Source organism: Pseudomonas sp. GW456-E7 (assembly GCF_059424105.1).
The window spans coordinates 249,648-264,581 of record NZ_JBWKZB010000003.1; the positions used below are offsets into that span (position 1 = coordinate 249,648).

Below are 14,934 nucleotides of genomic sequence, written 5' to 3' on the forward strand. Positions count from 1 at the left end.
GGCGGGGTCATGCGCGTCCTGATTATCGAAGACGAAGAAAAAACCGCGGACTATCTGCACCGTGGCCTGACGGAACAGGGTTACACCGTGGACCTGGCGCGGGATGGGGTCGAAGGCCTGCACCTGGCGCTGGAGAGCGACTACGCGGTGATCGTCCTCGACGTGATGTTGCCGGGCCTCGACGGCTTCGGCGTGTTGCGCGCCTTGCGTGCGCGCAAGCAGACCCCGGTGATCATGCTCACTGCCCGCGAACGTGTGGAAGATCGCATCAGGGGCCTGCGTGACGGCGCCGATGATTACCTGGGCAAACCGTTTTCCTTCCTTGAGCTGGTGGCACGCCTGCAAGCACTGACCCGGCGCAGCGGCGGTCATGAACCGGTGCAAGTGAGCATTGCCGACCTGTGGATAGATTTGATCAGCCGCAAGGCTACTCGCGGCGGCGCACGACTGGACCTGACCGCCAAGGAGTTCTCGCTGCTCAGCGTCTTGGCCCGGCGCCAGGGTGAAATCCTCTCGAAAACCGCCATTGCCGAGATGGTCTGGGACATCAATTTCGACAGCGACGCCAACGTCGTCGAAGTCGCGATCAAACGCCTGCGGGCCAAGCTTGACGGGCCGTTCGAAGAGAAACTGCTGCACACCATTCGCGGCATGGGTTATGTGCTGGAGAGCCGTGGTGTCCAGTAACAGCATCGCCTTGCGCCTGAGCGGGATGTTCACGCTGGTGGCGCTGCTGGTGTTCCTGTTGATCGGCGGGGCGTTGTACCAGCAGGTCGACAAAGGCCTGGGCCTGTTGCCCGAAGCCGAGCTGGATGCGCGCTACAGCGTGCTCGAATCCACGGTCGGCCGTTACGGCACGCCTGAGCATTGGGTGAAGATCAACAACAAGCTCAACCTGCTGAGCGAAGAAGACAAGCGCATCAGCTTCTGGATCATCAGCGGCGATCCCCATTACGAATACGGCAACCTGACCCCGCATATCCGCACCTTTGCCCAAGGGCCACTGGGCATGCGCGACATGCATCTGCCGGATCACCCCTATCCGCTGAAAGTGCTGGTCAGCGAATTCCCGGCCAAGGACCAGCGCCCACCGCTGCGCTTCATGATCGCCATCGACACCGAGACGTTTTTCCAGACCCAGCATCAACTGTTGATTGCGCTGATCAGCCTGGCGATTGTCGGCGTGCTGCTGGCCTCGGCACTCGGTTACTGGGTGGCGCGGATCGGCCTCAAGCCGCTGATCAAACTGTCCCAGGAAGCCCGGCGCCTGGCTCCGCCGTTGCGCTCAGGACGCTTGCGATTGTCACCGTTGCCGCCGGAACTCGATCAGTTCGTCAGCTCGTTCAACTCGACCCTGGAACGGGTCGAGCAGGCTTACTCACGCCTTGAATCGTTCAATGCCGACGTCGCCCACGAACTGCGCTCGCCACTGACCAACCTGATCGGCCAGACCCAGGTCGCATTGACCCGCGGACGCTCCGCCGAGCATTACTTTGAAGTGCTGCAATCGAATCTCGAAGAGCTTGAGCGACTGCGTTCGATCATCAACGACATGCTGTTCCTGGCCAGTGCCGATCAGGGCAGCAAGGCAACCAAACTGACGTCCACGTCACTGGCCGATGAGGTGGCCACGACCCTGGAATACCTGGACTTCATTCTCGAGGACGCTCAGGTCCAGGTGGAGGTCAGTGGTGACGCGCAAGTGAGCATCGAGATCGCCCATCTGCGCCGGGCGTTGATCAATCTGCTGAACAACGCGGTGCAGCACACCGCGCCCGGTCAGGTGATTGAAGTGCACATTGAAGCCGCAGAACATCAGGTCAGCATCGGCGTTGCCAACCCCGGCTCGCCGATTGCCCGCGAACATCTGCCACGGCTGTTCGAGCGTTTCTACCGGGTTGATGCATCGCGCAGCAACAGCGGACACAACCATGGCCTTGGGCTGGCCATCGTCAAGGCGATTGCGTTGATGCATGGCGGGGATGTGTTCGTGCGCAGTGACCATGGGATGAATACGTTCGGGATTCATCTTCCTGTCTGACCCCCTCTTCCTTTGTGGGAGCGAGCTTGCTCGCGATGCAAGCGACTCGGTGCAACTTCTGAACCGAGGTGATGCTATCGCGAGCAAGCTCGCTCCCACATTGGTTCCGGGTTGAACGCAAGTGTGCGACCAACCAACTGTTGCCATAACAGCAACAGTCCTTTCATGAATCCGCTCTTTTTCCCCTCGCCCCATATCCTTATCTTTGCCCGCACCAAACAGCACTTGCCAAGCAAGAAGGTTTTAAAGATGTCCAACAGTATGGGTATTGCCAGCGCTTTCGTTTTGTCCTCTTTGTTCCTGTCGCCATTGGCGATGGCGGAAGAATCGCAGACTTTCGTCGCACATAACGCCGCACGCGCTGCAGCGTTCGAAGAGCATCAGATCGAGATGACGGCCAAGGCTGCGCAAGACGCCCAAGCCCCGCAAGCCTCGACCACTCAGGCCCTGCCACAGGTCGAGAAGGACAGCTGATCTGCACCGGTCACTCCCGCTTCCCACGACACTTTTCATCGGCTCTTCCCTTTGAAAAGTTGTCTGCAAAGCCGCTGCTTTCAGCGGCTTTTTTTATCGTGGCGATTCAACTTTCATTGCAATTTTCGCAACGACAAGCGCTGATGGCCCACGCCATTGATCAATCGTTCGAGCAACAGGCACGATTCACCCGGCTGCGACGTTAATGCAACTACGCTTACAGCGTCCCTTTAGCAGACGTCAGCCCTATGACCGCAAGCCACACCCCACATTTTCAAGGCCCGTCCGGGCGACCCGAGATCATGGTGATCTTCGGCAGCACCATGACGGTTATCTCGATCCTGTGCATCGTCACTTTTCTGCTGATCCGCGAACACGCCAACGCCCAGCAGACCGCCACACGCAGCGCGACCACCATTGCGCAACTGATCGATGCCGATGTCCTGCGTACGGTCGAGCTCTATGACCTGACCTTGCAGGGCCTGATCGCCGCCGCCCAACGGGACGACCTGAAACAGGTTTCGCCGCAGATTCGTCATCTGGCGCTGTTCGACCGCTCCACCACCGCGCGCTACAAGGGCGACATCCTGCTGCTGGACAAGCACGGCGACGTGCTGGCCGACTCATCGTTGGTCGAACCGAAACCGGGTAACTTCGCCGACCGCGATTATTTCCTGGCCCATGTCTTCAATCGTGACACCGGTATGTTTATCAGCCGACCGTTCAAGCCGCGCTGTGACTGCGATGACAGCGACCAATGGCGCATCAGTTTCAGCCGGCGCATTTCCTCGCCCACGGGTGAGTTTCTGGGGGTCGCGGTCGCCTCGATGCGCATGAGCTACTTCGATCAGTTGTTCAACAGCCTCGACATCGGCACCGGCAGCACGCTGGGCATCATCGACAATGACGGGATCCTCCTGGCGCAGAAGCCGTACCGGGAACCGAACTCCATCGGCAAGAGCTTCTCCAGCCGCCCCAACGTCGTACGCATGCTGCAGGAGCGCAATGGCACCTTTGAAAGTGTGTCGAGTGTCGACCATCAACGGCGCTTGTACACCTTTACCCGGGTCGGCAACCTGCCACTGACTGTCATCGTGGCGCTTTCTGTGGATGAGGTGTTCGCCACCTGGAACCGTACGGCCTATGTGATCAGCGGTGCTACCGGGGTTTTGTGCATCGGTTTGCTGTGGTTGACCTGGCTGCTCTGCCGCGAGTTGCGCCTGCGCCAGAGTGCCGAGCAGGAATTGTCGCAACTGGCGGCCACCGATGCCTTGACCGGCGTGGCCAACCGCCGATCCCTTGATCAGACCCTGCGCCATGAATGGTTTCGCGCGCAGCGCAGTGGCAAGCCGTTGTCGTTGCTGATGATCGATGCCGATCACTTCAAGGCCTTCAATGACCGGCACGGGCATCAGGCCGGCGACGAAGCGTTACGGGCATTGGCCAAGGTCATCAGTGCCAATGTCCATCGCCCCACAGACCTGGTGGCGCGCTACGGAGGCGAAGAGTTTTCGGTGGTCCTGGCCGAAACAGGCAGTGACGGTGCACGGCAGATTGCCGAACATATTCGTGAGGCGGTGCAAAAACTGCCACTGGTCGACGCCGGTGAGCGACCGATGAGCGTGAGTATCGGTATTGCCACCTGGACGGCGGCCAGCGACTTCAACCTGGAGCAATTGCTGTTCAGTGCGGACAAGGCGCTGTATCAGGCCAAGGAGAGGGGGCGTAACCGGGTTGTTTGTGCCGAATAGGATTTTCATTGGATGGGAGGACGCCATCGCGAGCAAGCTCGCTCCCACAGGGGAATGCAATCAACTGTGGGAGCGAGCTTGCTCGCGATGAGGCCAGCCCAGGCACTACAAACTTCGGGCATAAAAAAAGGCCACCCGAAGGTAGCCTTTAAAAAACTAGAGAGGTTTTTTGCTTACACGGCCGCAACCGGGCGCATGTAAGAGATCGGTGCAGTGCTGGCGTCTTCGAACGTCACGACTTCCCAGGCATCTGTCTGCTCAATCAACTTGCGCAGCAGCTGGTTGTTCAGTGCGTGGCCGGACTTGAAGCCCTTGAACTCACCAATCAGGCTATTGCCCAGCAGGTAGAGGTCACCAATTGCATCGAGAATCTTGTGCTTCACGAATTCGTCTTCATAGCGAAGGCCGTCTTCGTTCAGTACGCCATCGGCGTCGACCACAATAGCGTTTTCAACACTGCCGCCGAGTGCGAGGTTGTGCTTGCGCAGGTACTCGATGTCACTCATGAAACCAAAGGTACGGGCGCGGCTGACTTCTTTTACGAACGAAGTGCTGGAAAAATCCACGCTTGCACTTTGAGTGCGGTCACGGAAAACCGGGTGATCGAAATCGATCTCGAAGCTCACTTTGAACCCTTCGAAAGGGACGAAAGTAGCGCGCTTGTCGCCATCTTCCACTGTCACTTCACGCAGGATGCGGATGAACTTCTTGGCGGCGTCCTGTTCTTCCAGGCCAGCCGATTGAATCAGGAATACGAAAGGTCCGGCGCTACCATCCATGATCGGGACTTCGGACGCGGAGAGCTCGACGTAGGCGTTATCGATGCCCAGGCCTGCCATGGCCGAGAGCAAGTGCTCTACCGTGTCCACTTTGACGTCACCGTTAACGAGCGTGGTCGACATAGTGGTTTCACCGACGTTTTCCGCGCGGGCAGGAATCTGCACCACGGGATCGAGGTCGGCGCGACAAAACACAATGCCAGTGTCGACAGGCGCTGGCTTGAGGGTCAGATAGACCTTCTCCCCGGAGTGCAGGCCGACACCTGTGGCACGGATAATATTCTTCAGGGTGCGTTGTTTAATCATGGCATGGGCCGCTTCAGCGCAAATTGCGAACTGGTATCAACAAAGGCTGGCGATGATAGCAGACCACGCCTTTGCTGAACACCAATCACCTTCATAGCCCTGATACATTTCATCAATCGGCCTGACGACGCAGGAAAGCCGGGATGTCCAGGTAGTCCAGGTCATCTTGCGGATTCATCTTCGCGGCAGTCGCAGCACCGGCCTGGGCCTGGTTGCGCATGACGGTCGGACGGTCCAGGTCACGGTAGTTCACCGCTGGAGCTTCCTGACGAACAGGGGCCTGTTGTTGTGGCTGTGCAGCCATCGACGTGTGAACGGTATTGTCGATGACCTTCACAGGCTTCTCGATTTTAGCGCCCAGACCGGTTGCAACGACAGTCACGTGCAGCTCGTCGCGCATGTCCGGATCGATAACGGTACCGACCTTGACCATCGCGTGTTCGGAAGCGAACGCCTCGATGATGCTACCCACGTCGGAGTATTCGCCCAGGGACAGATCCGGACCGGCGGTAATGTTTACCAGGATGCCGCGAGCGCCTTGCAGGTTCACGTCTTCCAGCAGCGGGTTGCGAATGGCCGCTTCGGTGGCCTCGCGTGCACGGTTCGGACCGCTGGCGCAGCCAGTGCCCATCATCGCCATGCCCATTTCGCTCATCACGGTACGCACGTCGGCGAAGTCGACGTTGATCATGCCCGGACGCTTGATGATGTCGGAGATACCGCGAACGGCACCGGCCAGTACATCGTCAGCCTTGGCGAAAGCCGACAGCAGGCTGGCGTCTTTACCGAGGATGGTCAGCAGCTTCTCGTTCGGAATGGTGATCAACGAGTCGACGCTTTCGGAGAGCATGCGGATGCCTTCGTCGGCGATCTGCATACGCTTGCGGCCTTCGAACGGGAACGGACGGGTCACCACCGCAACGGTGAGGATGCCCATTTCCTTGGCCACTTCGGCGATGATCGGCGCAGCACCGGTACCGGTACCGCCGCCCATGCCAGTGGTGATGAACACCATGTTGGTGCCCTGCAGGACTTCGGCAATGCGCTCACGGTCTTCCAGAGCGGCTTGACGGCCGACTTCAGGGTTGGCGCCAGCGCCCAGGCCCTTGGTCACGCCGGTGCCCAGTTGCAGGATGGTACGCGCGCCGATGTTTTTCAGCGCTTGAGCATCGGTGTTGGCGCAGATGAACTCGACGCCTTCGATGTTGCTCTTGACCATGTGGTTGACAGCGTTGCCGCCGCCACCGCCGACACCGATAACTTTGATTACCGGGCTTGCGGGGATGTTGTCTACGAGTTCGAACATTTTCCCTCTCCTTTACATTCTCTAGTTTTTTCGCCTACTGCGTGCTTCGGTGTAACGGTGTTGCGGTAAATCTTCAGAAATTGCCCTGGACCCACTTCTTCAGGCGGTCCAGCAGCGGAGCCTGTGGCTCTTCGTTGCTGTAGCTGTCGCGGCTGCCGATGCCCGAGAACGAGATGCCGTCGGACTGCTTCTGCAGGCCGTACATCAACAGGCCGACGCCGGTGGAATAGATCGGATTGCGTACCACGTCATCCAGACCTTTCACGCCATGCGGCACGCCCAGGCGCACCGGCATGTGGAAGATTTCCTCGGCCAGTTCAGTGGCACCTTCCATCTTCGCGGTACCGCCGGTCAGCACGATGCCGGCCGGGATCAGGTCTTCGTAGCCGCTGCGGCGCAGTTCGGCCTGGATCAGCGTGAACAGTTCGTCGTAGCGCGGCTCGACCACTTCGGCCAGGGCCTGGCGGGACAATTCGCGCGGTGGACGATCGCCAACGCTTGGCACCTTGATGGTTTCACCGGCACCGGCCAGCTTGGCCAGGGCGCAGGCGTAGCGAATCTTGATTTCTTCGGCGTACTGGGTCGGAGTGCGCAACGCCATGGCGATGTCGTTGGTCACCTGGTCGCCGGCAATCGGGATGACCGCGGTGTGACGGATCGCACCTTCGGTGAAGATCGCGATGTCGGTGGTACCGCCACCGATGTCCACCAGGCACACGCCCAGCTCTTTCTCGTCATCGGTCAGTACCGAATAAGCGGAAGCCAGCTGCTCGAGAATGATGTCGTCGATTTCCAGGCCGCAGCGACGCACGCATTTTTCAATGTTCTGTGCGGCGTTGACGGCGCAGGTGACCACGTGGACCTTGGCTTCCAGACGCACGCCGGACATGCCCAGCGGCTCGCGGACGCCTTCCTGGTTATCGATCACGTAGTCTTGCGGCAAGGTGTGCAATACGCGCTGGTCAGCCGGGATCGCCACGGCCTGGGCAGCGTCGAGCACGCGCTCGAGGTCGGCCGAGCTGACTTCGCGATCACGAATCGCCACGATTCCGTGGGAGTTCAGGCTGCGGATGTGATTGCCGGCCACGCCGACGAATGCCGAGTGAATGCGGCAACCGGCCATCAACTGCGCTTCTTCGATGGCGCGCTGGATCGATTGCACGGTGGATTCGATATTCACCACCACGCCTTTTTTCAGGCCACGGGACGGATGGGTACCGATCCCGACGATTTCCAGCGTGCCGTCGTCCGCGACCTCGCCTACCAGCGCCACCACCTTGGAGGTGCCGATATCGAGACCGACGATCATTTTGCCGCTTTGCACGTTTGCCATGGGTCCTGCCTCTTCTTAATTCTTCGCGACAGCGGGTTGGGCTGCCGTGGGCGCTACAGGTTCCCGCCAGCCAACAGCGAGGCCGTTGGCGTAGCGCAGATCGATGCGCGCAATGTTCGTAATCTGTTCTTTGAGCGTCTTGTCATAGATGGCGATGAAGCGGCGCATCTTTTCCACCTGGTTGCCGCGTCCCAGCAGCAGTTCGATCCCGGGACCCGCACTGCCGGGGCCGGTGGTCAGGAACCAGCTGCCGCGTTCACGCAACTCCAGGCGTGCAATCGAGAAGCCCAGAGGCCGGAGCATCTGACTCAACACCTGGTACTGCTGCATCACCTGCTGCTGGGCCCGCTGTGGGCCGAACAGCTGGGGCAAGTGTTCGTAGTTCGCCAGCTCGCGCGGGGTGAAGGCCTGGCCCTGGTTGTTCAACAGCGATTCGTCACCCCAACGGGCCACCGGCAGTTGTTCTTCCAGGCGGATCACCACTTGATCCGGCCACACCCTGCGCACTTCGGCGTGGGCAATCCATGGCATCGTTTCAAGCTCGGTACGCATGCTCGCCAGGTCGATGGTGAAGAAGCTCGACGCCACGTACGGGGCGATCCGCTGCTGCACCGCTTGCTGGCTGATGTAACTCAGGTCGCCCTGCACGTTGATTTTGGTGATCGGCCGGTCGGCATACGGCAACAAGCGTGTCGCGCCTTCGTAAGTACCGAACCCCAACGCCACCAGCAGTACCGGCCAGAACAACGCTTTGATAAAACCGAAGTTGGCTTTCGGCAGGCGCGCGGACATCGGCTCTTTGGCCACCATTCGGCTGGCACCCCGCGGTACCGGCTTGCGGCCGGTCGGTGCGGTGGGCTGATGTCTGAGCTGGGCGCCTTGCATGGCCTTAACCTCTCGTCGACTCTTGGTGACCGGCAGCATTGCCGGCAACGCTCTCGGCCAGAATGGCCAGGACCAGTTGCTGGAAATCCAGACCGGCGGCACGGGCCGCCATCGGCACCAGGCTGTGATCGGTCATGCCCGGTGCGGTGTTGACTTCCAGGAACCAGAACTGCCCTTCGGCGTCCTGCATCACGTCTGCCCTGCCCCAACCGGCGATACCCAGCGCTTCACAGGCTTTCGCCGTGAGGTCCATGAGCTCCTGTTCCTTGGCGCGGTCCAGACCGCATGGAATGCGGTACTGGGTATCGTTGGCGATGTACTTGGCGTCGTAGTCGTAGAAGCTGTGCGTCGTGCCCAGGGCAATCGGAGGCAACACCTGGTCACGCAGGGTGGCGATGGTGAACTCCGGACCGTGAATCCATTGCTCGACCAACACTTGCGAATCGTAGGTACTGGCCGCTTTCCATGCGTCGATCAATTCGGACGCGGAACTCACTTTGGCCATACCGATACTTGAACCTTCATGGGCCGGTTTGACGATCAAAGGGAAGCCCAGTTCCGTCGCTGCCGAAATACAATCGGCCTCGCTGCAAAGGACTGCGTGACGTGGCGTCGGAATGCCCAGGCTGTGCCAGACCTGCTTGGTGCGCAGTTTGTCCATGGCCAGGGCTGACGCCAGGATGCCGCTGCCGGTGTAAGGAATGCCCAGGCATTCGAGCAGGCCCTGCATGCTGCCGTCTTCACCGCCACGACCGTGGAGGATGATGAAGGCGCGGTCGATCTTTTCGCTCTGCAGACGCTGCAGCAGGTCATCGCCCACGTCGAGGCCGAACGCGTCGACACCGGCGCTTAGCAGCGCGTCGAGAACCGCGTTGCCCGACTTCAGGGACACTTCGCGCTCGGCACTCTTGCCGCCGAACAGCACGGCGACGCGGCCGAAGTCTTTCGGCGCGATCGTGGAGAACAGGTTGGCGTAGGCAGCAGTCATTTCAACTTCCCCTTCTCCGGTGCGGCAACGGCACCGGCGAACAACTCGCTTTTCAACAGTTTCGGTGCGAGACCGCCGATATCACCGGCGCCCTGGCACAGCAGGATGTCGCCGGCACGCAGCAGCGGCTTGACCACTGGCGCGAGGTCGACACCACGCTCGATGTAGATCGGGTCGAGCTGGCCACGCTGACGGATGCTGTTGCACAGTTTGCGGCTGTCGGCCCCCGGGATCGGCTCTTCGCCGGCCGGATAGACCTCCATCAGCAGCAGTACGTTGGCGTCGGCCAGCACATTGACGAAATCGTCGTACAGGTCACGGGTGCGGCTGTAACGGTGCGGCTGGTAGACCATCACCAGGCGGCGCTCCGGCCAGCCACCGCGTACGGCCTTGATCACCGCCGCGACTTCGGTCGGGTGGTGACCGTAGTCATCGACCAGCATCACGTTGCCGCCGTCCACCGGCAGTTCGCCATAGACCTGGAAGCGTCGGCCGACACCCTGGAAGCCGGACAGGCCCTGGACGATGGCTTCATCGCTGACACCTTCGTCGGTGGCGATGCAGATGGTTGCCAGTGCGTTCAGTACGTTGTGGTTGCCCGGCATGTTCACCGACACATCCAGCGGCTCGCGGTCAGGGCGCAGCACGGTGAAGAAAGTCTGCATGCCTTGCTGGCGCACGTTGATGGCGCGCACGTCGCAGTCTTCGCCGAAGCCGTAGGTCACGGTCGGACGCTTGACCTGCGGGAGGATTTCACGCACCACCGGATCGTCCAGGCACACCACCGCCAGACCGTAGAACGGCAGGTTGTGCAGGAACTCGACGAAGGTTTTCTTCAGCTTGTTGAAGTCACCGTCGTAGGTCGCCATATGATCGGCGTCGATGTTGGTGACCACGGCCACCAGCGGCTGCAAGTGCAGGAAGCTGGCGTCGCTTTCATCGGCCTCGGCGATCAGGTAGCGGCTGGTGCCAAGCTGGGCATTGGTGCCCGCGGCATTCAGGCGGCCACCGATGACGAACGTCGGGTCCAGGCCACCGGCGGCGAACACCGAAGCGATCAGGCTGGTAGTAGTGGTTTTGCCGTGGGTACCGGCAACGGCGATACCGTGGCGATAACGCATCAGCTCAGCCAGCATTTCGGCACGCGGCACCACTGGGATACGGCGTTCCAGCGCGGTAGCGACTTCCGGGTTGGACGTGTTCACGGCACTCGACACCACCAGCACGTCGGCGGCCGCGGCGTTCTCGGCACGGTGGCCGATGAAGATCTGCGCGCCGAAGGACTCCAGGCGTTCGGTCACCGGCGAAGCCTTCAGGTCGGAACCGGATACGGAATAACCCAGGTTCAGCAACACTTCGGCGATCCCGCACATACCCACACCGCCGATACCGACGAAGTGGATGCGACGGATGCGGCGCATTTCCGGTTGTGGCATGGCTTTCTGACTCTCAACCATGGGCCACCTCCAGGCAGCTATCGACGACGTTACGGGTGGCATCGGGTTTGGCGAGGCGGCGTGCCGCGGTAGCCATTTCGTTGAGTCGTTGTGGTTGCATCAGGACCTCTGTCAGGCGAGCGGCAAGATCCGCTGCGCCAGTCGTTCTTTGTGGCATCAGGAAGGCTGCGCCTTCACGGGCCAAATATTCGGCGTTGCGGGTCTGGTGATCGTCGATGGCATGGGGCAAGGGCACCAGCATCGAGGGCAGACCGGCGGCGGCCAGTTCACTGATGGTCAGCGCGCCTGCGCGACAGACCACCAGGTCGGCCCAGCTGTAGGCTTGGGCCATGTCTTTGATGAAGGGCTGCACCTGCGCCTCGACGCCAGCCGCGCGATAGCGCTCTGCAGTCACTTCATCGTGGTTTTTGCCGGCCTGATGGAACACTTCCGGACGCAAGTCGGCAGCGACTTGCGACAGGGCTTCAGGCAGCAACTTGTTCAACGGCTCTGCGCCAAGGCTTCCGCCCAGGATCAGCAAACGCGCCTTGCGACCGGCAAGGGCAGGTCGCGATGTCTCGAGGAACAGCTCGGTGCGCACCGGGTTACCGGTGGTCCGGCGGCTGTCCGACAGGGTAAAGGTGTCGGGGAACGCTTCACAGACTCGGGCGGCCAACGGCACCAGCAACCGATTGGCGGTACCGGCCACGGCGTTCTGCTCATGAACGATCACCGGTACGCCAGCCAGTTTGGCTGCGACACCGCCAGGGCCGGTCACAAAGCCACCAAAGCCCACGACGCAGACCGGTTGCAGACGGCGAATGATCGCCCGCGCCTGCCAGACCGACTTGAACAACATGAACGGTGCCTTGAGCAGGGACAATTTGCCCTTGCCCCGCAGACCGCTGGCGTTGATCCGATGCAGCTCAATACCGGCGGCTGGCACCAGATCGTTTTCGATACCGCGCGGGGTACCGAGCCAGTGCACGGTATAGCCGCGCGCCTGGAATTCGCGGGCACAGGCCAGCGCCGGGAACACGTGGCCACCGGTGCCGCCAGCCATGATCATCACGTTAGCGCCCATGGTGCGGCTCCTCGGCGAAGTCGCTCTCATGGAACTCCATCTCCTCGCTGCCCAGGTGGGTTCGACTTTCCCACTCGATGCGCAGCAACAAGCCGAGACAGGCACAGCAGATCACCAACGAACTGCCGCCATAACTGAGGAATGGCAGGGTCAGGCCCTTGGTCGGCAGCAGGCCGACGTTCACGCCGATGTTGATCAGGAACTGGCCGATCCACAGGAACGACAGGCCGTATGCCACGTAAGCGGCAAAAAACTGCTTGGCCTTCTCGGCCCACAATCCGATGTACATGCCGCGAATACACACGAAGACGAACAGTGCCACGGTGCACAACGAACCCACCGCCCCCAGCTCTTCGGCCAGGACCGAGAACACGAAGTCAGTGTGGGCTTCCGGCAGATAGAACTGTTTCTGCACGCTGTTGCCCAGGCCAACGCCCAGCCATTCGCCGCGACCGAAAGCAATCAATGCCTGGGACAACTGATAACCGGCACCGAACTGGTCGGCCCACGGATCGGCAAAGTTGGTCAGGCGCGCCATTCGATAGGGCTGCATTTGAATCAGCAGCACCACCGCGCCGACAGCCAGCACCACCATCAGGGAAAAACGGAACAGCCCCACGCCGCCAAGGAACAACATCGCCGCCGCAGCGCCCATCATCACGACGGTGGCACCGAAGTCCGGCTCCATCAGCAGCAGGCCCGCCATCGGCAGCAGTACGATGAACGGCTTGAAGAAGCCCATCCAGCTTTCGCGCACTTCTTTCTGGCGGCGCACCAGGTAACCGGCGAGGTAGATCACCACGAACACCTTGGCGATCTCGGAAGGCTGGACGTTGAAGAAACTGAAGCCGATCCAGCGCATCGAGCCGTTAACCTCACGGCCGATCCCTGGAATGATCACCATAACCAGCAAGCCGAACGCCCCCAGCAGCATCAGCCAGCCGAGGCGTTGCCAAGTAGCAATCGGGATCATCATGGTCACGATGCAGGCACCCAGGCCCAGCACCACGTAAATAAGGTGGCGGATCATGTAATACAGGGCGCTGCCCGACTGCACGGCTGCCACTTCGGTGGATGCCGAGGCAATCATGATCAGTCCCAGGCCGAGCAGCGTCAGGCAACCGGCGAGCATCGGGAAGTCGAGGTCGATACCGCGCCCGGTGATGAGCGGCGACGGATATGGCTTGATGATGCCTTTGAGGCTCATGCCAGATCCTCCACGGCTTGGACGAACTGGTGACCACGGTCTTCGTAGTTCTTGAACATGTCGAAGCTGGCGCAGGCTGGTGACAGCAGCACCACGTCGCCCGGCTGGGCGGCGGCGCGACATTGTTCGACGGCTTCGACCAGGGAAGCGACGCGGATCAGCGGAACGGCGTCGCCAATGGCCTCGCCGATCTTGTCCGAGTCGCGGCCCATCAACACCACGGCGCGGCAGTTGGCCGCTACCGGATCGCGCAGGTCCTTGAACTCGGCACCCTTGCCATCACCGCCGGCGATCAGCACGACCTTGCCGTCGATGTCCGCGCCCAGGCCTTCGATGGCGGCCAGTGCAGCACCGACGTTGGTGGCTTTTGAATCGTTGTAGTAGCCCACGCCGTCGAGGTCGCGGACCCATTGGCAGCGATGCTCTAGACCGGCGAAGGTGCGCAGGCTCGACAACATGGCATCGAACGGCAGGCCGACCGCATGGCCCAGGGCCAGGGCCGCCAGGGCGTTGGACTGGTTGTGGGCGCCACGAATCTTCAACTCACGCACCGGCATCAGGTTCTGGAATTCGAAGGCCAGGTATTTTTCGCCGTCTTCTTCACGGATGCCGAAGGCTTTGAAATCCGGTTTGCTCAGGCCGAAGGTCCAGCACGGCTGGCCCTCGCCCATCAACGGACGGCTCAGGGCATCCTGGCGATTGACCACGAACTGCCGGGCACCACGGAAGATCCGGTGCTTGGCCAGGTGATAAGCCGGCAGACCGCTGTAACGGTCCATGTGGTCTTCGCTGACGTTGAGCACGGTCGCCACTTCGGCGTTGAGTTGATCGGTGGTTTCCAGCTGGAAACTCGACAACTCCATCACGTACAGCTCGACGTCGTCGCGCAGCAGATCCAGCGCCGGTGTACCGAGGTTGCCGCCGACGGCCACACGCTTACCCGCCGCCGCCGCCATTTCGCCGACCAGGGTGGTGACGGTGCTTTTCGCGTTGGAACCGCTGATGGCCACGATCGGCGCCTTCGCGTTACGCGCGAACAGCTCGATGTCACCGGACAATTTCACGCCACGAGCGGCTGCGGCCTGCAGGGCCGGGGTCGCCAGCGCCAGGCCGGGACTCACGTAGAGCTCGTCGGCGCGGCACAGGAATTCGACGTCCAGCTCGCCACAACGCACTTCCACGTGCGGATAGTCACGCTTGAGCGTGGCCAGTTCCGGTGGATTTTCCCGCGTATCGGCCACAGCAAACGCCACGCCCCGGTTCGCCAGGAAGCGAACCAGGGACATGCCGCTCTTGCCGAGGCCGACAACGATGCGGAAGTGGTCAGAAGCGATCAGAGACACG

The 14,934-nt window shown here is 61.1% G+C and carries 13 protein-coding genes; 4 read left to right on the forward strand and 9 right to left on the reverse strand.

The genetic code is table 11. From position 1 onward, the window contains the following. The first annotated feature begins 9 nt into the window (after positions 1-9). From AC07YV_RS03995 to AC07YV_RS04010, 4 genes are all read left to right on the forward strand, one after another. Entirely contained in the window at positions 10-687 is a 678-nt protein-coding gene (locus tag AC07YV_RS03995; RefSeq protein ID WP_102698516.1) for a heavy metal response regulator transcription factor, read from the forward strand. Continuing rightward, positions 677-2,041 (forward strand): heavy metal sensor histidine kinase, encoded by a 1,365-nt coding sequence (locus AC07YV_RS04000; protein ID WP_102698517.1) that lies wholly within the window; start codon positions 677-679, stop codon positions 2,039-2,041. Before AC07YV_RS03995 ends, AC07YV_RS04000 begins: the two co-directional genes overlap by 11 nt. Positions 2,042-2,290: 249 nt before the next feature. Continuing rightward, complete coding sequence (locus AC07YV_RS04005; protein ID WP_102698518.1) at positions 2,291-2,515, forward strand: hypothetical protein; 225 nt, start codon at positions 2,291-2,293, stop codon at positions 2,513-2,515. Positions 2,516-2,763: 248 nt separating this feature from the next. Continuing rightward, complete coding sequence (locus tag AC07YV_RS04010; RefSeq protein ID WP_102698519.1) at positions 2,764-4,266, forward strand: sensor domain-containing diguanylate cyclase; 1,503 nt, start codon at positions 2,764-2,766, stop codon at positions 4,264-4,266. A 173-nt stretch (positions 4,267-4,439) separates the two neighbouring features. On the opposite strand, the gene lpxC is transcribed toward AC07YV_RS04010, so the two are convergent. From lpxC to murD, 9 genes are all read right to left on the reverse strand, one after another. Continuing rightward, a complete protein-coding gene (lpxC, locus tag AC07YV_RS04015) occupies positions 4,440-5,351 on the reverse strand; it encodes a UDP-3-O-acyl-N-acetylglucosamine deacetylase (protein ID WP_007939852.1) in 912 nt (303 codons plus the stop codon). Positions 5,352-5,463: 112 nt separating this feature from the next. Continuing rightward, entirely contained in the window at positions 5,464-6,657 is a 1,194-nt protein-coding gene (gene ftsZ / locus AC07YV_RS04020) for a cell division protein FtsZ (protein ID WP_007972612.1), read from the reverse strand. Positions 6,658-6,730: 73 nt separating this feature from the next. Beyond that, the gene (ftsA, locus tag AC07YV_RS04025; protein ID WP_007972611.1) at positions 6,731-7,990 is read right to left on the reverse strand and encodes a cell division protein FtsA; all 1,260 of its coding nucleotides are present in this window, start codon (positions 7,988-7,990) and stop codon (positions 6,731-6,733) included. 15 nt (positions 7,991-8,005) lie between these two features. Next, positions 8,006-8,875, reverse strand: a complete 870-nt coding sequence (locus tag AC07YV_RS04030) for a cell division protein FtsQ/DivIB (protein ID WP_102698520.1) — start codon at positions 8,873-8,875, stop codon at positions 8,006-8,008. 4 nt (positions 8,876-8,879) lie between these two features. After that, positions 8,880-9,863 (reverse strand): D-alanine--D-alanine ligase, encoded by a 984-nt coding sequence (locus AC07YV_RS04035; protein ID WP_102698521.1) that lies wholly within the window; start codon positions 9,861-9,863, stop codon positions 8,880-8,882. Continuing rightward, the gene (gene murC, locus AC07YV_RS04040; RefSeq protein WP_102698522.1) at positions 9,860-11,320 is read right to left on the reverse strand and encodes a UDP-N-acetylmuramate--L-alanine ligase; all 1,461 of its coding nucleotides are present in this window, start codon (positions 11,318-11,320) and stop codon (positions 9,860-9,862) included. Before murC ends, AC07YV_RS04035 begins: the two co-directional genes overlap by 4 nt. After that, on the reverse strand, positions 11,313-12,383 hold the full coding sequence (murG, locus tag AC07YV_RS04045; protein WP_046041926.1) for an undecaprenyldiphospho-muramoylpentapeptide beta-N-acetylglucosaminyltransferase: 1,071 nt from the start codon (positions 12,381-12,383) through the stop codon (positions 11,313-11,315). Before murG ends, murC begins: the two co-directional genes overlap by 8 nt. Next, positions 12,373-13,590 carry a putative lipid II flippase FtsW gene (gene ftsW / locus AC07YV_RS04050; RefSeq protein WP_007972603.1) on the reverse strand — a complete coding sequence of 406 codons (1,218 nt, stop codon included), beginning with the start codon at positions 13,588-13,590 and terminating at the stop codon, positions 12,373-12,375. Before ftsW ends, murG begins: the two co-directional genes overlap by 11 nt. Beyond that, a complete protein-coding gene (gene murD / locus AC07YV_RS04055) occupies positions 13,587-14,933 on the reverse strand; it encodes a UDP-N-acetylmuramoyl-L-alanine--D-glutamate ligase (protein WP_102698523.1) in 1,347 nt (448 codons plus the stop codon). Before murD ends, ftsW begins: the two co-directional genes overlap by 4 nt. Between the last annotated feature and the right edge of the window lies 1 nt (position 14,934).